At 76.7% G+C, this 19,174-nt stretch carries 17 protein-coding genes; 6 read left to right on the plus strand and 11 right to left on the minus strand.

The window, feature by feature from the left end:
* Window positions 1-124 precede the first annotated feature (124 nt).
* Complete coding sequence (locus ACFU9E_RS28955; protein ID WP_380715466.1) at window positions 125-1,015, plus strand: hypothetical protein; 891 nt, start codon at window positions 125-127, stop codon at window positions 1,013-1,015.
* A gap of 123 nt (window positions 1,016-1,138) precedes the next feature.
* On the opposite strand, the gene ACFU9E_RS28960 is transcribed toward ACFU9E_RS28955, so the two are convergent.
* The 5 genes from ACFU9E_RS28960 to ACFU9E_RS28980 form a co-directional block, all read right to left on the minus strand.
* Window positions 1,139-1,435 carry a hypothetical protein gene (locus tag ACFU9E_RS28960; RefSeq protein ID WP_380684893.1) on the minus strand — a complete coding sequence of 99 codons (297 nt, stop codon included), beginning with the start codon at window positions 1,433-1,435 and terminating at the stop codon, window positions 1,139-1,141.
* A 199-nt stretch (window positions 1,436-1,634) separates the two neighbouring features.
* Window positions 1,635-1,796, minus strand: a complete 162-nt coding sequence (locus ACFU9E_RS28965; protein ID WP_355361438.1) for a hypothetical protein — start codon at window positions 1,794-1,796, stop codon at window positions 1,635-1,637.
* A 184-nt stretch (window positions 1,797-1,980) separates the two neighbouring features.
* On the minus strand, window positions 1,981-3,186 hold the full coding sequence (locus ACFU9E_RS28970) for a cytochrome P450 (RefSeq protein WP_380684892.1): 1,206 nt from the start codon (window positions 3,184-3,186) through the stop codon (window positions 1,981-1,983).
* Window positions 3,187-3,274: 88 nt separating this feature from the next.
* Window positions 3,275-3,523, minus strand: coding sequence for a ferredoxin (locus ACFU9E_RS28975; protein ID WP_380684882.1), 249 nt, complete (start codon window positions 3,521-3,523; stop codon window positions 3,275-3,277).
* Between the two features lie 223 nt (window positions 3,524-3,746).
* Window positions 3,747-5,294, minus strand: coding sequence for an ATP-dependent DNA ligase (locus tag ACFU9E_RS28980; protein WP_380684881.1), 1,548 nt, complete (start codon window positions 5,292-5,294; stop codon window positions 3,747-3,749).
* Between the two features lie 277 nt (window positions 5,295-5,571).
* On the opposite strand from ACFU9E_RS28980, the gene ACFU9E_RS28985 reads away from it, so the two are divergent.
* The 3 genes from ACFU9E_RS28985 (at window position 5,572) to ACFU9E_RS28995 (ending at window position 9,184) form a co-directional block, all read left to right on the plus strand.
* Window positions 5,572-6,081: a GNAT family N-acetyltransferase gene (locus tag ACFU9E_RS28985; protein ID WP_380690410.1), complete on the plus strand. Its 510-nt coding sequence runs from the start codon at window positions 5,572-5,574 to the stop codon at window positions 6,079-6,081.
* Between the two features lie 181 nt (window positions 6,082-6,262).
* Entirely contained in the window at window positions 6,263-7,315 is a 1,053-nt protein-coding gene (locus tag ACFU9E_RS28990; RefSeq protein ID WP_380715468.1) for a CAP domain-containing protein, read from the plus strand.
* A gap of 186 nt (window positions 7,316-7,501) precedes the next feature.
* The gene (locus ACFU9E_RS28995; protein ID WP_380689300.1) at window positions 7,502-9,184 is read left to right on the plus strand and encodes a sigma-70 family RNA polymerase sigma factor; all 1,683 of its coding nucleotides are present in this window, start codon (window positions 7,502-7,504) and stop codon (window positions 9,182-9,184) included.
* Window positions 9,185-9,211: 27 nt separating this feature from the next.
* Here the strand turns inward: ACFU9E_RS28995 and ACFU9E_RS29000 are convergent, their stop codons facing one another.
* From ACFU9E_RS29000 to ACFU9E_RS29015, 4 genes are all read right to left on the minus strand, one after another.
* Entirely contained in the window at window positions 9,212-9,460 is a 249-nt protein-coding gene (locus ACFU9E_RS29000; protein WP_380689298.1) for a hypothetical protein, read from the minus strand.
* 102 nt (window positions 9,461-9,562) lie between these two features.
* Window positions 9,563-10,444 carry a hypothetical protein gene (locus tag ACFU9E_RS29005; RefSeq protein WP_380689296.1) on the minus strand — a complete coding sequence of 294 codons (882 nt, stop codon included), beginning with the start codon at window positions 10,442-10,444 and terminating at the stop codon, window positions 9,563-9,565.
* Complete coding sequence (locus ACFU9E_RS29010; RefSeq protein WP_380689293.1) at window positions 10,431-10,952, minus strand: SigE family RNA polymerase sigma factor; 522 nt, start codon at window positions 10,950-10,952, stop codon at window positions 10,431-10,433. The genes ACFU9E_RS29005 and ACFU9E_RS29010 overlap by 14 nt, the downstream gene beginning before the upstream one ends.
* A 491-nt stretch (window positions 10,953-11,443) precedes the next feature.
* Window positions 11,444-12,943 carry a M1 family metallopeptidase gene (locus ACFU9E_RS29015; RefSeq protein WP_380686533.1) on the minus strand — a complete coding sequence of 500 codons (1,500 nt, stop codon included), beginning with the start codon at window positions 12,941-12,943 and terminating at the stop codon, window positions 11,444-11,446.
* A 367-nt stretch (window positions 12,944-13,310) separates the two neighbouring features.
* Between ACFU9E_RS29015 and ACFU9E_RS29020 the strand changes: the two genes are divergently transcribed.
* Both ACFU9E_RS29020 and ACFU9E_RS29025 read left to right on the plus strand, forming a co-directional pair.
* Window positions 13,311-14,204: a carbohydrate kinase gene (locus ACFU9E_RS29020; RefSeq protein ID WP_380686531.1), complete on the plus strand. Its 894-nt coding sequence runs from the start codon at window positions 13,311-13,313 to the stop codon at window positions 14,202-14,204.
* Between the two features lie 289 nt (window positions 14,205-14,493).
* Window positions 14,494-17,859, plus strand: a complete 3,366-nt coding sequence (locus ACFU9E_RS29025; protein ID WP_380686529.1) for a hypothetical protein — start codon at window positions 14,494-14,496, stop codon at window positions 17,857-17,859.
* Window positions 17,860-18,090: 231 nt separating this feature from the next.
* Here the strand turns inward: ACFU9E_RS29025 and ACFU9E_RS29030 are convergent, their stop codons facing one another.
* On the minus strand, window positions 18,091-18,615 hold the full coding sequence (locus tag ACFU9E_RS29030; protein ID WP_380686527.1) for a 2'-5' RNA ligase family protein: 525 nt from the start codon (window positions 18,613-18,615) through the stop codon (window positions 18,091-18,093).
* A complete protein-coding gene (locus tag ACFU9E_RS29035; protein ID WP_380686525.1) occupies window positions 18,602-19,135 on the minus strand; it encodes a GNAT family N-acetyltransferase in 534 nt (177 codons plus the stop codon). The genes ACFU9E_RS29030 and ACFU9E_RS29035 overlap by 14 nt, the downstream gene beginning before the upstream one ends.
* Between the last annotated feature and the right edge of the window lie 39 nt (window positions 19,136-19,174).

The following is a 19,174-nucleotide window of genomic DNA, read 5'->3' on the forward strand; positions in this document are numbered from 1 at the left end:
CCGGCGCCGGCTGACGGCCCGGGCCGTCAGCACGCGGCCGTCGGAACGCGGCCGTCGTCGTCCTGTCGCAGGACCGGGACACCCCCGGGGCGTATCGCCGCACCCCGCCGGGTACCGCCACACCATGGCAATCTTCAGGAAGCCGGGACGGCCCGCACAGCCCGAGCCCACCCCCGACCGCGTCGCCGACGAGCTGGCGGGCCTGGTCGAGGAACTCGAACGCCCCGCACCCGGCGAGCCCGCCGAGGGCGGCCCCGGCGGGCTCGCCGAGTACCGGGCGGTCGTCGAGCGCGGCCGACGGCGCGGCGCCCGGCTGGTCTCCGCCATCGCCCGCCGGCTCGGCACCGGGAGCCGGGCCGCCGCCAAGGGCGCCGCGTACGGCGGCCGCGCCCTCACCGAGCAGCTGCTCCAGACCGCCCCGCGCATCCCGGTCCGCACCCTCGCCACGCTGCGCGCCCAGCACCCCGGCGCCACCGACCCCGAGAAGCTCGCCGACCTGCTGATCACCGGAGCGAGCCGGGCCTCCAGTGCGCTCGGCGCCGGTGTGGGCGCCGCCGCGATGCTCCCGGTGCCGCCCGCGATGCCGGTGGAGATCGCCGCCGAGACCATCGCCGTCGCGGCCGTCGAGATCAAGCTGATCGCCGAACTGCACGAGGTCTACGGCTCTCCCGTCCAGGGGACCGCCACCCAGCGGGCCGGCGCCTACGTCGGCGCCTGGGCCAACCGGCGCGGCATCGATTCCACGCTGCTCGCCAAACCGGCCGGTCTGACCGCGATGGCGCTCGGCAGCGAGGTGCGCCAGCAGGTGCGCCGCCGGCTCACCCGCAGCTCGCTGCGCCGCCTGCCGTCGCTGACCCCGCTGCTGGTCGGCGCGGGCATCGGCGCCACGGTCAACCTGCGCGACACCCGCAAGGTGGCCCGCGAGGTCCGCAAGGACCTGCGCGGGCGCCCGCCGGCCGACCCGGGGTACTGGGTGGCCGCGGCCCCCGCCCCGAAGCCGCAACGCGGCGACTGACCGGGGCACCCGCGGCGGCCCGGCACCGCCCGGGGACACCGTGCGGAGCCGGGCCGGGCGGTGTCGGACGGTGCCGGGCGGTGTCGGGCGGTGTCGGGCCGGGTGGTGCCGGGAAGGGCCGGGTCAGCCGGCCGGTGTCCGCGGGGCCGCCGCGCCGCGCCCCGCCTTGACGGCGTTCACCATCGCCTGGTGGACGGCCCGCGCCGTGTTCTCGTCGGCCGCCGGCACCGGACTGCCCGCCACCGAGTACCAGTCCAGCGCGCCGGTGTACTGCACGGTGAGCTGCGCCTCGCCGTCCACCCAGGTGGTGTGCACGGTGAGGTCGCCCGAGATCGGGCCGACCTCGACGGTGGTGACCCCGCCGGGCCCGCTGATGATCGACTGGGTGGTCCAGGTGGCCCACGAGGACCGGGGATCCAGCGGAGGCGCCGCCCGCCCCGCCGTCCCGCCCGTCCCGCCCGCCGGGCCCTGTCCCGCCGTGCCCTGCTGCTGTTCGGTCATGCGCCCATCCTCCCTCGCCGGTCCGCCGCCGCTCGGGCAGCGACACCGGCGGTCGCGAAGGCCGCCCGGGACTCGGGCGGCCTTGTGGCAACTGGTGTGTCGAAGCGGTCGGAGCGGGTCAGGAGCCCGCCCTCGGCTCCTCCTGGGGCTCGCCCTCCGCCTGCGAGGTGTCCTGTGCGTGCTGGTTCTGCATCGAGGTGATGCCCTCCTCGGGGTCGGCCGCGCGGACGTCCTCGTCCCGGTCCGTGCTCACCTCGGAGCGTGCGCTCATGTCGGTCATCGCGGGCTCCGTCTCCTCGGCCGGCCGGGGCGACCGGACCCGCCTCGGCACACCGTGGTGCCGGGCGGCCGCCGGGCCGGTTCGCTGTTTCGCACCTCCAGCCTGCCTCCGCACCCCGGCGAGGGCCAACCGGGCGGGTGCCGACCCCCGCCCGGCTGAGACCCGGTTCAGGCGCCACCCGGTGTCACCAGGTGACCGGCAGCGACCTCAGCCCGTAGATCAGCGCCTCCGCGCGGAACTCCAGCGCCTCCTCCGGCACCGCCAGGCGCAGCCCCGGCAGCCGCCGGAACAGCGTGGCCAGCGCGATCTGCAGCTCCGCCCGGGCCAGCGGCTGCCCCAGGCACTGGTGCACCCCGAAGCCGAAGGCGAGGTGCCGGCGCGACTCTCGGCCGAGGTCGACCTCGTCGACGCCCAGCCGGCCCTCGGTGCCGAACAGGGCGTCGTCCCGGTTGGCCGTCGACAGCATCGCCATCACCCCGTCCCCGGCACGGATCAGGGTGCCGCCCAGCTCGACGTCCTCCAGCGCCAGCCGCGGCACCCCGGTGTGCACGATGGTGAGCAGCCGCAGCAGCTCCTCGACCGCGCCGGGCACCGCCGCCGGGTCGGCGAGCCGGGCGGCCTGCTCGGGGCGGCGCAGCAGCAGCGCGGTGGAGAGCGCGATCATGTTGGCGGTGGTCTCGTGCCCGGCGACCAGCAGCAGCACCCCCGTCGACGCGACCTCCCGCAGGGTGAGGTCGTCGCGCGCCGCCAGCCGGCTCACGATGTCCTCGCCGGGCTCGGAGCGCTTCCGCTCGGCGAGCCGGGTCAGGTAGTCCAGCAGATTGCCCTGCGCCCGGGCGATGTCCCGGTCGTCGGCGTCGGTGGCGAGCAGCAGCCGGCTGTTCTCCTGGAACGCCTCCCGGTCCTCGTACGGGACGCCGAGCAGCAGACAGATCACCAGCGAGGGCACCGGCAGCGCGAACTCGGAGACCAGGTCGGCCGGGCCGCCCCCGGCCGTCATCCGGTCGAGCGCCTCGTCCACGATCTGCTGGACGTCGGGGCGCATCTCCTCCACCCGCTTGACCAGGAAGTCGCCGGTGACCATGCGGCGCAGCCGGGCGTGCTCGGGGTCGTCGAGGCGCAGGAAGGACGGGTTGGCGGCGACCAGCGCGCGCCGCCCCTCGCTCAGGAACGGGAACGCGGGCCGCCGGGCGTCGGAGCTGAACCGGTGGTCCGAGAGCACCGTGCGGACCTCCTGGTAGCCCGTCACCAGCCAGCAGGGGCTGCCGTCGGGGAGTTCCGCGCGGCTGACCGGGCCGGTGCTCGCGGCCTCGGTGTACGCGGGCGGCGGCGCGAACGGGCAGGCCGTGTCGCGCCGGGCGGGGATCGGGGTGACGGGGACGGTGGACATGCTCAAGGTGGTCTCCTCGCGTGACGGGTGAGAGCCGTGGCAGGCGGTGGGAGACGGCGGGAGGGCGGCGGGGCCCGGGCGGTGGTCGTCAGTCGGTGGTGCCGGGCCCGTCGGTGCGGGTGTCGGTCTCGGTGCGGGTGTCGGTCTCGGTGACGCTGATCGCACCGCCGGGGCAGAGGTCGGCGGCGAGGCGCACGTCGGCGAGGAGCGCGGCGGGCACGGCGGCCAGGCGGAGGTTCACCAGGCCGTCCCGCTCGTCCTGTTCGAAGACCTCGGGCGCCGTCATGACGCACTGGCCGGAGCTGCAGCAGCGGTCCCGGTCGACGTTCACCTGCATGTCGGACACCTCTCCGTGGTGTGGCACCGGGCGCGCCCGGGCCGGGTCGCCCTCCGCTGTCACGGCCAAGCTAACCCCGGCTCCCGTCGCACACGAAGAGTGGACGGCCACTTCGCGGAGAATGGCCGATATGCCTCCGGTCGTGAACTGGTTTGCCAAAAACGGAGTTTGATCTGCCATCAGTTGGTTGTTCCGGGTAAGTGCCGATGGGTCCGGGCGGCGCTCAGCCGAGGCCCTCCGCGGCGGCGATCTCCCGGACGGTGGCGACGGTGTCGGCCTCCGCCGCGCTCTTGTCGCCCCGGTAGCGCACCACCCGGGCGAACCGCAGCGCCAGCCCCGCCGGGTAGCGCGGGCTGCGCTGGACGCCGTCGAAGGCGATCTCGACGACCAGCTCGGGCCGTACCCGGACGGTCCAGGCGTCCCGCTCGACCTCGCGGGCCAGCAGCTCCCCGGTCTGCCAGGCGAGCGTCTCGTCGGTGAGCCCTTTGAAGGTCTTGCCGAGCATCACCCACGGGCCCAGCCCCGGCTCGCCGCCCGCCCGCGCGCCCAGGTGCAGATTGCTGAGGAAGCCCCGGCGCCGTCCGCTGCCCCACTCGGCGGCCAGGACCACCAGGTCCAGGGTGTGCCGCGGTTTGACCTTGACCCAGCCGGCGCCGCGCCGCCCGGCCCGGTAGCCGGCCGCCGGGTCCTTCACCAGCACCCCTTCGTGGCCGTGCGCGAGGGCCTGCTCGAAGAAGGCGAGCGCCCCGGCGGGGTCCCCGGTCTCGGTGTGCGCCACCCGCAGCCCGGCCGGGACCGCCCCGGCGAGCGCGGCCCAGCGCTCCCGCCCCGGGTGGTCCACCAGGTCCTCGCCGTCCCGGTGCAGCAGGTCGAAGAAGTACGCGCCGAGCGGGACCTCGGCGCGCAGCCGCTCCGGGTCCCGGCGGGCCGCGGTGCGGGCGGCGGTCTCCTGGAAGGGCCGCGGCCGGCCGTCCGGTCCGAGTGCGAGGGCCTCGCCGTCCAGCACCGCCGCGCGCACCGGCAGCGCCAGCGCGGCCTCCACCACTTCGGGCACCCTGGCGGTGATGTCGTCCAGCGACCGGGTGAAGACGCCGACGTTCCGCCCGTCCCGGTGCACCTGCACCCGGATGCCGTCCAGCTTCCACTCCAGTGCCACCGGCCCGGCGAACCGCTCCAGCGCCGCACCGACGTCCGGCGCCGAGGCTGCCAGCATCGGCCGCACCGGCCGGCCGACCTCCAGGCGGAACGCGTCCAGCGCCGGCCGCCCGCCGGTCAGCGCGGCCTCGGCGACCGCCCGGGCCGAGCCGCGGAACATCAGCGCCCGGCGCACCGCCGCCGCCGGGACCCCGGCGGCCTGCGCGAGGGCGTCCGCGACCACCGCGTCCAGCGCCCCCTGGCGCAGATCGCCGAGCAGGACGGCGCGCAGGAACGCCTGCTCCGCGTCGGTGGCCCGCTCGAACAGCCCGGTCAGCAGACGGTGCCGCTCCGCGCGGGCGCCCGCGCCGTGCACGGCGGCGATCGCCTCCAGCGCCCGTTCCGTCTCCCGCACGCCCAGCCCGGGTTCGGCGGCGGGTGGCGGGAGGTCGCGCAGGGCGGCGGGGCCGAGGCCGGTGCGCAGCCGCTGCGACTCGCCGGACAGCAGCGCGACCGCCGACGGTGCCTCGTCCGGGCCGAGCGCGCGCAGGCAGTCGGCGAGCAGCCCGGTCTTGGCCCGGCGGCCGGGCTCGGCCGCCACGGCGCGGGAGGTCAGGGCCAGGCGGCGGAGCAGCATCGCGGGCCTCCTCGGGAGGGCGGGGTCCCGGGGCGGGGGCATCGCGGGCCGGGGGTCCAGGATCGGCGATCCGGACCGCCGACGCGCGGCGGGCGGCGGGAGGCAGGGGCGGCCGCGGCCGCCCACCGTCGGGTCGGCCGCGGCCGGTCCAGCCGACGGATTGGCGTGGCGGTGCGGCGCACTTGGCCACGCTGTCGATCGGTGCCCGAGCGGACGGGCCGTCATGCTGGCGCGCATCCCAGCCCACCCGCCACCCACCCACCCAGGGGAGCCCCGCATGACCTCGGACACCACCGCCACCGAGCCGGACGTCACTGACCCGGCTGCTGCCACCCACTGGAGCGTCGACGCGCCGGCCGACGCCGACTTCGCCGCCTGGCGCGAGCTGTTCCGCGGCTACTGCGCCTTCTACGGGGTGCCGATCCCCGACGAGAAGGCCGAGTTGGTCTGGTCGTGGCTCACCGACCCGGCCCACGAGCTGGACGGCCTGCTGGTCCGCGACGCCGACGGCACCCCGGTCGGTCTCGCCCACTACCGGCCCTTCGTGCGTCCGCTGCACGGCGCGGTCGCCGGCTTCCTCGACGACCTGTTCGTCGCCCCCGGGGCGCGGGGCGGCGGGGCGGTCGACCTGCTGCTCGCCCGGCTGCGCGAGATCGCCGCCGAGCGCGGCTGGAACGCCGTCCGCTGGATCACCTCGGAGGACAACTACCGCGCCCGCAGCAAGTACGACCAGGTCGCCACGCGCACCCGGTTCGTCACCTACGACATGCCCCCGGCCGACGCCTGACGGCGCTGCGCCGCTGCGTCACCCCGTCCCGCGCCGTCCTGCTGTTCCGCCGTCCTGTTCGGAAATCAGTTCGCACTTTTCCGTTATTCGGTGATCCGCAGGCGGTCTCCCCTGTGTCGGCACCCGTCCGGCGGACCCTCCCGCCGGACCCGACGGACCCGAACACAGGAAGCGTGCGCAGGTGAACAGCGAAGACCGGACCACCATCCTCCCCGCGACCGGGCGTCCCGGCCCCGGCGGGCGTTCCGCGCGGCGCGCGGCGGAACGGCGAAGCGGCCACGGCCGACGGCGCCGCCGCGGCGGGGTCGGACCGGTGGTGGCCGTGGTCGCGACCGTGGCCGGGACGGGCGTGATCGCCGCACTGACCGGAGCCGGGTACGCGGTGTACCGGGGCGAGGAGGGGACCGACACCGCCGTCCGGGCCGTTGCCCACGAGCCCCTGGTCGCCGCGGAGGCCGGCGACCGGAACGGCATCCAGGTACCCGGGGCGGGCGCCGCCGCCCCGGAGGCGGCCCCGGTCGCGACCGACCAGGCCCCGACGGCCGGGACCTCACCCACGAGCCCCGTGACGTCTGCCGCCCCGGCGGCCACCACCCCGGGCCGAGCCGCTTCCGGCGGGCCCGGTACCGCCTCCGCCGCGCCGCACACCCCGGCCGCGAGCACGGCACCCGCCGGCGCCGCGCCCGCCACCGGCGGGGCCACCGACCCGCAGCGGCCGAGCGCTCCGGCGTCGGCCCCCGCCACCGCCGACGCCCCTGCCACCCCGACCGCGACCGCGGCCGTCGGTGCCAAGCCCTCCGCGACCGCCCCGCGTCCGAGCGCCACCACCAAGCCCGGCGGCTCGTCCAACGGCTCCTTCGCCCAGCAGGTGGTGGACCTGGTCAACGTCCAGCGCTCGCAGGCCGGCTGCGGACCGCTCACCGTCGACGCCCGGCTGACCGCCGCCGCCCAGGTGCACAGCGACGACATGGCCGACCGGAACTTCTTCGACCACGCCAGCCCCGAGGGCTACCACGCCGACCACCGCATCGAGGCGGCCGGCTACCGCTGGAGCACCTGGGGCGAGAACATCGCGCGCGGCCAGAAGGATCCGGCGGCGGTGATGGAGTCCTGGATGAACAGCCCGGGTCACCGCGCCAACATCCTCAACTGCTCCTTCAAGCAGATAGGCGTCGGCGTCCGGACCGGCTCGGGCGGCCCGTGGTGGACGCAGGTCTTCGCCGCGCCGTCCTGACCGCCCGTCCGGGCCCGTCTCCTCGCCGCCCGTCCGGGCTCGTCCTCCCGCCGCCGTCCGGGGCCGCCGGACGGCGGCGGGCCTCCGATTTTCCGTATCAGCGTGAATTGTTGTTATCTGAGCACTCCCCAGAAGTCTCCGAGGAGGCAGCGGCGGACGGACGACAGCAAGACGGAGTGCGGACCCATGAACGTAGACGTGCAGAGCAGGACCGGGACGACCCTGGTGCTCGCGGCCCAGGCGGGCGACCCGCAGGCGCGCGAGGCGCTGGTCGCCGCCTGGTTCCCGCTGGTCTACAACGTCGCCGGCCGGGCGCTGAACGGCCACGCCGACGTGGACGACGTCGCCCAGGAGACCATGATCCGGGCCCTGGACGGCCTGGCGGGCCTGCGCGACCCGGAGGCGTTCCGGTCCTGGCTGGTCGCGATCACCATGAACCAGGTCCGCAGTCGCTCGACCGGTCAGCAGCAGGCCGCCGTCGGCGGCCTGGACGAGAGCTGGGAGCTGGCCGACCCGCGAGCGGACTTCACCGACCTGACCATCCTCCGGCTCGGCCTCTCCGGCCAGCGCCGGGAGGTCGCCGAGGCCACCCGCTGGCTGGACCCGGACGACCGGGAACTGCTCGCCCTCTGGTGGCTGGAGGCGGGCGGTGAGCTCACCCGGGCCGAACTCGCCGAGGCGCTCGACCTGACGCCGCAGCACGCCGCCGTGCGCGTCCAGCGGATGAAGAAGCAGCTGGAGGCCGGCCGGGTGGTGGTCCGCGCGCTGTCCGCCTACCCGCGCTGCCCGGAACTCGCCGAGCTGACGGCGGGCTGGGACGGCACGCCGAACTCGGTCTGGCGCAAGCGAACAGCCCGGCACATCCGCGACTGCGCCGCCTGCGACGGGCTGGGGCGCGATCTCGTCCCGGCGGAGGGGCTGCTGGCCGGGCTGGCGCTGGTCCCGGTGCCGCTGGGCGGCCCGCACGGGCTGGTCTTCCAGGCGACGGGCGCGGCGGGTGCCACGGGCGGGACTGGCGCGACGGGCGCGGCGGGCGGCGGGACCTCGGGCCCCGCCGACGCGGCGGGTACGGGGGGTACCGCGGGGGGCACGCCGCCCGGCGCACCGCCCGCCGACCCGGCCGGAGGAACCGGCGGCTGGGCCGGGTACGCCCGACGGAAGACCGTGCTGGCGGGCGGGACGGCGGCCGTGCTCGCGGCGGCGACGCTCGCGATGGTCTGGCCCCAGTACTCCGGTCCGGGCGACCCCGCCCCGGAGACGACCACCCCGGCCGCCGCCCTGGACGCCCCGGACCGGACCGCGTCAACCCCGTCGGCCCCGGCGCCGCCGCCCCCGGCACCCGCCGCGCCGAGCCCGAGTACGCCCCCGTCGGCCACTGCCGTACCCGCCCCGGCGGATCCACCGCCGGCGCCGACCGGTCCGGCGCTCACGCCCACCGCGAGCGCGAGCAGTGCCCGGCCGAGCACGGCCCCGGCCGTGCCGGCCAATCCGGAGCGCCAGCTGGTCGACCTGGTCAACGCCGAGCGGGCCCGGCGCGGCTGCGCCCCGCTGCGGATCGACCCGAAGCTGCGCGCCGCCGCCCAGAAGCACTCCGAGGACATGGCCGCCCGCAACTTCTTCGACCACGTCGCCCCCGACGGCAGCCGGACGGACACCCGGCTGACCGCGGCCGGCTACCGCTGGTCGCAGTGGGGCGAGAACCTCGACCGGGGACCGAGCACCCCGGCCGTGGTCTTCTCCCGCTGGATGGACGGCGGCATCCACCAGTCGAACATGCTGGACTGCGCGTTCAAGGACGTCGGCATCGGCGTGGCCACCGGCCCCGGCGGCCCCTACTGGACCCAGGACCTCGGCACCCCGCTCGGCTGAGCGTCGTACCGGGGCACGCCCGTCCGGTCAGACCGGCAGGCCGACCAGCCCCGGCGCCTCGCCCGTGACGTGGCCGGTGGTCTGGCCGACCACCCCGGTGGCGTCCCCGACCTGCCCCGGCAGGGCGTCCGGCACCGAGGCGAGCGGCCCGCTCTGCAGCGGTCCGGTCAGGTCGCCCTGGCCGACGAGGCCGGCGGCGTGGGCGCTGGGGGCGGTCAGGGAGGCCACGACGCCTACGGCGAGCGAGGCGACGGCGAGCATGCTGCGCTTCTTCATGCCCCCTCCAACGACGCTCCGCCACCCGGGTCACGGCCCGGCCGTGGACCAGGGGCGCGCCGGGGTCGGCGGCGCGCCCCCACGGTCACCGCTCGCGGACGCTCACTTCGTCCGGCCGGACGGCGTGAGCGGGGTGGCCGGGGTGGCCGGGGTGAGCGGGCCGTCCGAAGCCTGCCCGGCCGGACGGATCGAGGCGGCCATCCTGTCCAGCGTCGTGAGCGTCTCCTTCGACGGACGGCGCAGACAGCCCGTCAGCTGGACGACCTCGGGCCGCCCGCCCAGGACGAGCCTCCGGAACCCGAGCACCTGTTGGGTGCCGCCCATCGCCATGCACTCCTTGTCGTTCGACGCGGAGTGCAGCAGTTCCTCGCCCTCGTACTTGCCGACGGCGCCCGGATCGCGCACCAGTCGGAGTGCGAGCACCACGCCGTCGTTGGACAGTCCCCCCGAGGAGAAGCACACCGACTCCTGCAGGCCGCCGCGGATGGGGCAGCCGGACTCGTCGGACAGTTGTTGGGAGGCGAGGTAGCCGACGGGCGCCGGATGGTCGGGGGCGGGCAGCACCGTGAGGTCGTACCAGCCCTCCGGAACGTCGACGGCGATGTCGTCCAGCACGCCGAAGCGGACCGTCCTCTGGTCGGCGGCCCCGGACCCGCTGTCCGGCGAGGCGCTCGGGGATGCGCCGGAGGGCGGGGCTGAAACGGCCGGGCCGAGCGCGGTGGCCGGCGGGCCGGGCGCCAGCGCGGGGGCCGCGGCCAGCACGGCGACGGTCAGCCCGACGGCCAGTCCGCCCGCGAGGGCGGCGCGGCGACGGCGACGGCGGGTCCGGAGCACCCGGGCCAGCACGCGCTCCAACCGGTCCTCGGGGGAGGGCAGCTGGGGGGCGGCCAGCTGGAGCAGGACCCGCAGCTCGTCCGCCACCTCGCGGTCCTCCGCCGTCTCCCGGTCCCCGGCGCCCGCAGCGGTGAACTCAGGATCCGTCACGACGACCCCCGTCCACGAGCAGCTCCCGGGCGGGCAATCGACCGCGCAGCGCCTGCAGGGCGCGGTGCGTCTGGCTCTTGACGGTGCCCGTGGTGCAGCCCAGCGCCTCGGCGGTGTCCTCCACGCTGAGGTCCTCGAAGAAGCGCAGCACCACCACCGCCCGCTGCCGGGGCGGCAGCGCCCGGACGGCGGCCGCCACCACCTGGCCCATCACCACGTCGTCGAACGGGTCCGCGGCCGACGGCGGCTCGGGCAGCTGCTCGTGCGGCAGCTCCCCGTGCCAGCGGCGGCGCCACCACGAGACGTGCGAGTTCACCAGCACCCGGCGCACGTACGCCTCGGGCCGGTCGATGGAGATCTGCTCCCAGCGCGGCCACACCTTGGCGAGCGCCGTCTGCAACAGGTCCTCGGCCAGGTGCGGGTCGCCGGTCAGCAACCAGGCCATCCGGAGCAGCCGGGGGCTGCGGGCGGCGACGAACTCCTCGAAGTCCGGTGTCGCGTTCCTCATCCCGCTGCCCCCGCCATGCCGTTCCCGCCACCGTTTCCGTCACCCGCACCGCCACGTCGGCGGCGGTCCTGCCGGTCGGCCGTGGCCGCCGGGTCCTCGCTGTCGTTCTCACGGCTGCTGAACGCGTTGGGGTCCGCTCCGGGTTGCCCCGCTCGGCGGTCCGGTTTTCCGGCCTCCTGTGCCGGAGGGTCCGGCCGGGGCTCCGCGGGGGTGCCGGGGCGGCGGGGCAGAGCGTCGTGGGGGCAGGGCGTCGCGCGGCAGGGCGGGGGCGGCCGGACGCGGACGCTGGACGGCCCGCGAGCCGGCCGGGACTCGGCCGGGCGGCGGGCGGGCCGTGGCCACCACGATCCGCCCCCCACCACGGCCCGCCAAGGGCGCGCGAAGGGCGCCCGGGGGCACCGGCAGGGCGCGCCCGACCGGGCGGTCCGCCCGCCCCACGCCGGCCGCCCCACGCCGCCCGCCGCCACGCCACGTCGCCGCCTCCCGACCGTTCAGAGCGTCCCCGACCCGTGCGGCACACCTCCCGCCTCCCGGGCGACGCCGGGATCCACCTGGTCCACCGTCCAGTCGGGGTGACCGGGCATCGGCGGAGTCCGCTCGCCGTAGAGCCACGGGTGGAGGAAGGCGCTCAGCGGCTGCCCGGACACCTCGTCGGCCGTGCGCAGGAAGTCGGCGGTGGTGGCGGTGCCATGGCGGTGGCGCCGCAGGAAGGCCTGCTCGATCCGGTCGAACACCTCCGGCCCGACCCGCTCCCGCAGGGCGAACAGCACCAGGGCGCCCCCGGTGTAGCGCTGGCTGTCGAACAGCGTCGCGGCGGTCGGCGCCGCCACCGGACCGGAGTCGTGGCGCCACTGGTCGCCCCGGGCGTAGACGGCGCGCATCCGGTCGGTGAGGGTGGTGAAGCCGCCGGAGTCCGGCCAGCCGCGCTCGTAGCGGTACATCAGCCCGTAGAAGTCGGCATGGCCCTCGTTCAGCCATAGGTCGGCCCAGCTGCCCGGGGTGACGCTGTTGCCGAACCAGGAGTGCACCAGCTCGTGCATCATGTGCGAGCCGATCAACGGCTCCGCCCGGCGCAGGAAGTCCGGCTTGTAGAGCGTCAGCGTCTGCGTCTCCAGCCCGGTGAAGTCGAACGCCGCGGGATCGTCGGTGTCGACGGGCAGCAGCCCGTACGTCTCGAAAGGGAACCGCCCGAGGTGCTGCTCGGCCCAGGCCAGCTGGCCGGGCGTCAGGGCGAGGGCCGGTTCCAGGTCGGCGGCCCGCGCGGTGGGCACGACGTCGCGCAGCGGCAGGCCGTCCGGGCCCCGGCGCTCGCGGACCGTGTAGCGGCCCACCGAGGCCTGGACCAGCTCGGTCGCCATCGGCTCCTGCGAGACGTAGCGCCGGGTGGTCGTGCCGTCGGGGTGCGGCTCGGTGGCGGTGAGCAGGCCGCCGGCCGCGCCGTACAGCTCGTCGGGCGCGGTGACGGCGATGGTGAAGCGGGCCTTGTCGCCCGGCCGGTCGTTGCACGGGAAGACGGTGTGCGCGCCGTCCGGCTGCCCGGCCACCGCGAAGCCGTCCGGAGTCACCACCCACCCGGTGTGCGGCAGCGCGGCGCGCGGGTCGGCGGTGTACTCGACCTCCACCCGCAACACGGTGCCCGCCCGCACCGGCCGGGTCGGCAGCACGGTCAGCTTCTCCTCGTGCGCCCGGAACCCGGCCGGGCGGCCGTCGACCCGTACCGCGTGCACGTCCAGGCCGAGCGCGTCCAGCTCCAGGCCCGCCGACCGCTTGAGCACGCGGGCGGTCAGCACGGTGGTCCCGTCGACCTTGCGGTCGGCGGGCCGGTAGTCGAACGCGAGGTCGTAGGCGAGCGCGTCGTAGGCGGTGGTGCCGAGCGCGGGGAACACGGGGTCCCCGGTGCCCGCGGCCGGCACGCCGGCCGCCGGGGTCGGCCCGAGCGGGAGCACGGCCAGCGCGAGCGCGGCGGTGAAGACGGAACGGTGCCAGGACAAGGCGATCACCTCTCTCGTGTCGAAGCTCTCCTGTCGAACGGACCCGCTCCCGGCACCGGAGCGGGCCCCGGTTCCGATGAGCGATCTACTGGGCACGGACCGTAGCAGAGGGCTCCGACAATCCATGCGACACGCGGCGTCGCCCGGATGGAGCACTTCGGTAGCCGAGCGGATGCGCAGTGTCATATCGTCGAAGAGCTCCGCCCCCTGACGGGCGGGGCCACGGCCGCCGGAGCGCCTGGCCAGGACCGGCGGCCGTACTCGTGCCCGCACGCCGTTCCCGCCGCGCCCGCCACCTCGTAGGCTTGGCAGCCGCGCCGGCCCACCACAGCCCCGCCGGCCCACCGGACCGGCAGGAGCAAGCCCCGTGACCAGCCCGCACTTCGTGGTGATCGGCGAGTGCGTCGCCGACGTCGTCCGCACCGACGGCGCGCCCGACACCGTCCACCCGGGCGGCAGCCCGGCCAACGTCGCGTACGGGCTGGCCCGGCTGGGGGAGCCGGTCGGGCTGCTCACCGAGCTCGCCGACGACCCCTACGGCCGGCTGATCCGCGCCCACCTGGAGTCGGCCGGGGTGACCCTGCTGCGCGAGCCGTCCGCCGCCGGCACCGGCCCGCGCACCCCGTCGGCGGTGGTGCGGCTGGACGCCGAGGGCCGGGCGCACTACACCTTCGACATCGGCTGGACCCTCCCGGCCGGTGACCTCCCCGTCCCACCGGGGCACCTGCACATCGGCTCGATCGCGGCCGTGACCCCGCCCGGCGCGGCGGCCGTGCTCGCGCTGGTCGAGCGGTGGCACGGCCGGGCCACCGTCAGCTACGACCCGAACGTGCGGCCCGCGCTGATGGGCGAGCACACCGAGGCCGTCCGCCGGGTCGAACGCTGCGTGGCGCTCAGCGACCTGGTCAAGGCCAGCGACGAGGACCTCGCCTGGCTCTACCCCGACCGCACCCCGGAGGAGGCCGCCCGGCACTGGCTCGGCCTCGGCCCGGCCACCGTCGCGGTCACCCGCGGCCCGGCCGGCGCCTTCGCGCTCACCGCCGACGGCCGCCACATCGAGGCCGCCGCCCGCGCGGTCCGGGTCGCCGACACCGTCGGCGCCGGCGACGCCTTCACGGCCGCCCTCCTGCACGCCCGCCGCACCGGCGCCGACCTCCCCACCGCCCTCACCCGCGCCACCACCGCCGCCACCCTCACCGTCACCCGCCCCGGAGCCACCCCACCCGACACCGTCGAACTCGCCGCAGCCCTGCGCGGATAGCCCACCGCCGGCCGGCGGCCGGGTTTGCGGCCGGTGACGTCACATGTTCGGACGATCACCACAGCCCACGCTCCGATCCCCACCGGGCCCATCGCGAAGCGGCCACGATCACCATCGCCACGCTCACCTCGGCGGAGCAACCCGCCGAGGCTCCCACCCGGAGGGGGAACGGGGGAGAGCCGACCGCCCGGCGCCGTCGGGCCGGAGCGCCCCGTACCTGCGGGGCGGGCTTGTTGCCGCGGCAGAAAATCCAGGGGACACCCCTGCCGCACCCGGCCACAATGACCGCATGCCGCAGGAAACCGATCAGTTGCTCGCCGACGTCGACCCGCTCTCCCACCCGGAGCGTCAACGGCTGGTCGCCCGCAGGGCCCGGGAACTGGCCACCGACGGCCGTCTCCCGGAGCTTCTCGCCGATCTGGAACGCCGCGGTGTGTACGGCCGGCGGCTGGCCGCGTTCGCCGCGTCGGCGGGTGGCGCCACCGACCACCTCACCGAGCGGCTGACCGACCCCGACCCGGTGGTCCGCGGGTACGCCCTGCGAGCCGCCCGCACCCCGGCGATCACGGACGAGGCGATCGAGGCGGCGTTCGCCGGTGCCTCCCGCACCCTGCGCCGACAGCTGGCCCGGGCCGTCCGGCACGGCCGCCGCCACCGGCTCGCCGAGCGGCTGGTGGCGAGCCTGCGCGCCGAATGGGGCGACACCGAGGCCGCCCGGCTGCTCTCCGCCTGCGGCCCCGCGTTCGTCGGCCGGACCCTGCCCGACCTCGCGCACGCCTCCCCGCTCGCCACGCTCGCCGCACGTTTCCCGGACGAGGTCCTGGACCACCTGGAGCGGGTCCTCGCCGAGCACCCCGAGACGCTGCGGCTGGGGCAGTGGCCCGCCCTGGCCGACGCCCTCGGCGCCACCACGCGCGCCCGCCCCGACCGGGTCCTCGACCTGATGGAGCGTTTCGGCCCGGACCTCCCGCTGCGCCGCGACCAGCTTCCCCCGCTGGCCGCCACGGATGCCGAACGCACCGTCCGCCTCCTCGCCGACCCGCGGCGCGGCACGGTCGGGCCCTGCACCACACCGCCCACCAACGGCACGCTGCGACGGCTGGTGCGCGCCGACCCGCCCTCGCTCCCCGCCCTCGGCCGCCACTGGCTGGCAGCCCCGCGCTGCTTCGCCGCCCTGCTGCGCGCCCTGCCGCCGGGTCGACGCGACACCTTCCTCGACCTCGCGTACGCCGGAGCCCTTCCGAGGGAGGGCGACCTTCCCCTGCTGTTGCCGCTGTTCCCGCACGCCCGCCGCCATGCCGAGGCCCGGCGGCAGGTCGCCGCACGCCGCGCGGAGGGCAGCCCCTGGCCCCGGACAGCCGCCGCGTCGGCCTACCTGCCCACCGAGGAGGCCCAGCCGGCACTGCGGGCCGCACTCTCCCGCCCGGATGCCGGCGACCGGGCCGCCGCGTGGACGGCCCTGTTCGCCAACGCGGCCGCTTCCGGCGACCGGGCCGCCGTCCAGGACGCGCTCGGCCTGCTGCCGCGGCTGCGCAACGAGCAGGACCCGGTGCGCAGCGCGGCGCTGACCTCGCTCGCCCGGGTGCCCGCCCGGCTGCTGACCCGGGCGGCGGTGCCCCTCCTCGACGGCGCCGTCGAGGATGCGATCAACGCCCGTGACTGCTCGCACGCCACCCGCGCCGCCCTGCAACGGCTGGTCACCGAGGTTCTGCGCGAGCACGCCCTCGCCGGTGGAGCCGAGCTGGTCGAGTGGGCGCTGCGGAGCCTGCGGCGGATCGCCGGGCAGACCGGCACGATCGAACTCGGCCCGCTGGAGCACCGGCTGCGGCGGGGTCAGGAACACGCCGTGTTCGCGACCTTGCGGCCGTGGTTGGACACCATGGCCGACACCGCGGACCACTGGCTCCTGTTCACCCTGGCCCGCTCGTTCGGCCGACGGGCCCGTGGCATCCCGGAACTCCAGGAACTCCTCCTGCACGCCCTCCGGTTCGGGCCGGACGGCGCGTTCGGTACGGCCGCCGCCCTATGGCTGGACGACCCGCGCACCCGCGGTTCCCGGGTGGCCGAGATCCTGGAGATCGAGCCCTCCGCCGCCGTTCTGCCCCCGGTCCGGAACGTGCTGGTCGAGCTGCGCACCGATCTGCTCGACCCCTTGCTCGACCCCGTTCCGCCGTACGGGCGGTTCCTCGGACGGTCGAAGCGGGCAACCCTGCCACCCACCCGGTCGGCGAGCCGCTGGACGCCGGGCCAATGGCGGGCCGCCGCCGGCCTGGCCGCCGCGGCTGCGAACGATCCCACCCTGCCGCTGCACGCGCGCGCCGCGGCTGTCCACGCCGCCGCCGCGATCCCGCAGTACGGCGAAGCGGTCGTCCGAGCCCAACTGGACTCGGACGAGGTGGTGCTCGCCGAGGCGGCGCTCGCCGCGCTGGCCCGGACGGACCGGCCCGCCGACGCGCTGGGCGACCTGCTGGCCCACGCGGGCGGCGACCGCGCCCGGGTCGCGGTGTACGCGGCCGCCCGGGCCGCCCGGTCCGCCCTGCCGGGCGAGCTCGCCGAGCGACTCGGCGGGCTGCTGTCCCGGGCCCGGGGCGCCAAGGTGACCAGCCGCAAGGAAGCCGTGCGGCTGGCCGCCGAGCACCTGCCGCCGCGGTCCGCCGCCGACCTGCTCGTCGCCGCGTACCGCGCCGAAGGCCAGCACGAGGACGTGCGCGCCGCAGCGGTGGCCTTCGCGGCCGGTCTGCTGGACGCCGAACCGGTCTGGGACCTGCTCGCCGAGGCCGCCGGGCAGGGCCCGCCGGCCGTGCGCCGCGCCGTACTGCGGGCGGACCCGGGGTGCCTTCCCGAGACCCACCGGGCCCGCTACGCCCACCTGGTGGCCTCGGTCGCCGCAGCCCCGGACCCGGAAGTCGCCGTGCCCGCCCTCGCCGTGCTGCCGCGATGGGCCGCCTGGGCCCCGCAGACCGCGGACGTGGCCCGACAGGCCGTCACCGACCTTGCGAACCGCGGCAGCTGGCGTGCGGCCGCGGGGGCCGTCCGCACGCTCGCAGCCTCGGGACTTCCCCACCCGGTCGGCGGCACCGCCCCCGGCAGCCTTCTGCACCGCACCCTCGCCGAACTCGCCGCCGCCGCGCGGACGGACGATCCGCACGCCGGGGACGACCGGGACCTGCCGGCCCGCCGGAGGCTGGCTCACCTCGCCGATCTCCCGGCCGACGACCGTCACCGGCCCCTGCTCGCCGGCACCGCCGACCTGCTCGCGGCCGAACCCGACCTCGCGGACATCAGAGCGGCGGCGCTGCGCCGGCTGGTGGACCCCGCGGCCGGGCCGCAGGCGCTGGCGGACGCACTCGGCGCGCTCGCCGAAGCTCACCGTGACCGGCCCGCGGCGGCCGCGTTGACCGCCCTGGCGCTGCAGCGAGAGCATGCCTCGGGCCCGCTGCCGCCGCCCGGGACGCTCGACGCGCTGGTGCGCACCGCCCGCCGCACCGGCGACACCACTGCGGCCGCCGGATTGTTCGCGACCGCGCTGACCGAGGCGTTCGGCGACCGCCTCGGCTGGCCCCGGGAGTGGCGGACCCTGCTGCGCGAGCTGCGCCGCCATCCTTCGCCGGACGTGCGGGAACGCGCCGTCGCTGCCGTCATCCACCGGGAGTGACCTGTCGCCGGGCCGCCGGGTGCGCCGCATCCGGTGTGCGTGGTGCGGGACGGAAGGCGGGACCGCGGAGGAGAGATCATCCGTGAAGCTGATCCCGCCGTGCTCGTGCCGCCTTGCGCACACACCGGGGCTCGACCGGCGGACCTGCGACGCCGAGCCGCGGATCGCGGTGCTCGCCCTGAGAGCGTCCGCACCGCTCGGCCCCGGCTGCTGACTCGTGGGCCGAGCGGGTCAGGCGGCCAGGGGGCGGGTCTGCTGGGTGTCGGAGTCGAAGGTGCGGGCCGTGTCGAAGGTGCCGGTGACGTCGGGGTGGCGGCCGAGGAGGGTGTGGGCGAGGGTGACGTCCTCCGGAGGGAGGCGGCGGGTGAGGCCGAGGTGGGGGGACCAGCGGCCGGGGACGTAGTGGGGGTCGGGGCCCTCGGCGTGTTCCAGGGCCTGCCAGACCCGGTGGTGCAGCTGCAGCAGCTCGAGGGTCGGGACGACCGACCAGCCGAGCACCCGGCGGCGGCTGCGGGCGGCGAAGGAGAGCAGGCCGGTCAGGCGGACGGTCAGCGGCAGGGCGTCCGCGAGGAGTTCGTCGAGCCGCTCGACCGCCCCGGCGGGCATCCGGGCGCAGGAGGCCAGGGTGAGGTGGGGGCGGTGGCCGGGGTGCGGGTTGTGGGCGAGGCTGTCGACGCCGCCGTCGGCGAGCTGCCGCCAGACCGCGCACACGGCGCGGTCCAGCGGCGGGTCGCAGAGCAGCTCAACGGTCTGCACGGGTGAGGTCCTTGGCATACCAGATCTCGGCGTACGGGCGGTCGGTGTAGGCGGGGATCTCCTGGTAGCCGTGGCGGGCGTACAGGGTGCGGGCCTCCACCAGGTCGAGCCGGGTGTCCAGGACGATCCGCTCGGCGCCGAGCGCCCGCGCCGCCTCGTCGACGGCGGCCATCAGCCGGGCGCCGCCGCCGGTGCCGCGTCGGACCGGCCGGACGTAGACCCGGGTCAGTTCGACGGTCGTGGCGTCGACGACGCGCAGTCCGGCGCAGGCGGCGGGCTCGTCGGCGTAGCGGCCGAGCAGGAAGACCCCGGTGGGCGGGGCGAGGTCGTCGCTGGGGGAGCCGGCGAGGCCGGTCTCGATCTCCTCGGGGGTGCCGTCCCGCCCGAGGTGCAGCCGGTAGTAGCTGTTGGCGACGTCGGTGTAGTAGTCCCGCAGCAGCGCCAGGGCCTCGGTGGACCCGACATCGGCGGGCGCGATCGCCCAGAGTTCGGTGGTGTTGCGCTGCGTGCTGATCGTCATGCGCGCATTATCGGTCGCGCGCCGACACCGCTGCGAGCC

Origin of the sequence: Kitasatospora sp. NPDC057595, assembly GCF_042800875.1 — a bacterium.
In the GTDB taxonomy this organism is placed as follows: Bacteria; Actinomycetota; Actinomycetes; order Streptomycetales; family Streptomycetaceae; genus Kitasatospora.

Excerpts from the sequence above, each read along its gene's own strand:
- ACFU9E_RS28955 (WP_380715466.1), top strand. The coding sequence starts at position 125 with ATGGCAATCTTCAGGAAGCCGGGACGGCCCGCACAGCCCGAGCCCACC.
- ACFU9E_RS28965 (WP_355361438.1), bottom strand. The coding sequence starts at position 1,796 with ATGACCGACATGAGCGCACGCTCCGAGGTGAGCACGGACCGGGACGAG.
- ACFU9E_RS28970 (WP_380684892.1), bottom strand. The coding sequence starts at position 3,186 with ATGTCCACCGTCCCCGTCACCCCGATCCCCGCCCGGCGCGACACGGCC.
- ACFU9E_RS28975 (WP_380684882.1), bottom strand. The coding sequence starts at position 3,523 with ATGCAGGTGAACGTCGACCGGGACCGCTGCTGCAGCTCCGGCCAGTGC.
- ACFU9E_RS28980 (WP_380684881.1), bottom strand. The coding sequence starts at position 5,294 with ATGCTGCTCCGCCGCCTGGCCCTGACCTCCCGCGCCGTGGCGGCCGAG.
- ACFU9E_RS28985 (WP_380690410.1), top strand. The coding sequence starts at position 5,572 with ATGACCTCGGACACCACCGCCACCGAGCCGGACGTCACTGACCCGGCT.
- ACFU9E_RS28995 (WP_380689300.1), top strand. The coding sequence starts at position 7,502 with ATGAACGTAGACGTGCAGAGCAGGACCGGGACGACCCTGGTGCTCGCG.
- ACFU9E_RS29000 (WP_380689298.1), bottom strand. The coding sequence starts at position 9,460 with ATGAAGAAGCGCAGCATGCTCGCCGTCGCCTCGCTCGCCGTAGGCGTC.
- ACFU9E_RS29010 (WP_380689293.1), bottom strand. The coding sequence starts at position 10,952 with ATGAGGAACGCGACACCGGACTTCGAGGAGTTCGTCGCCGCCCGCAGC.
- ACFU9E_RS29025 (WP_380686529.1), top strand. The coding sequence starts at position 14,494 with ATGCCGCAGGAAACCGATCAGTTGCTCGCCGACGTCGACCCGCTCTCC.
- ACFU9E_RS29035 (WP_380686525.1), bottom strand. The coding sequence starts at position 19,135 with ATGACGATCAGCACGCAGCGCAACACCACCGAACTCTGGGCGATCGCG.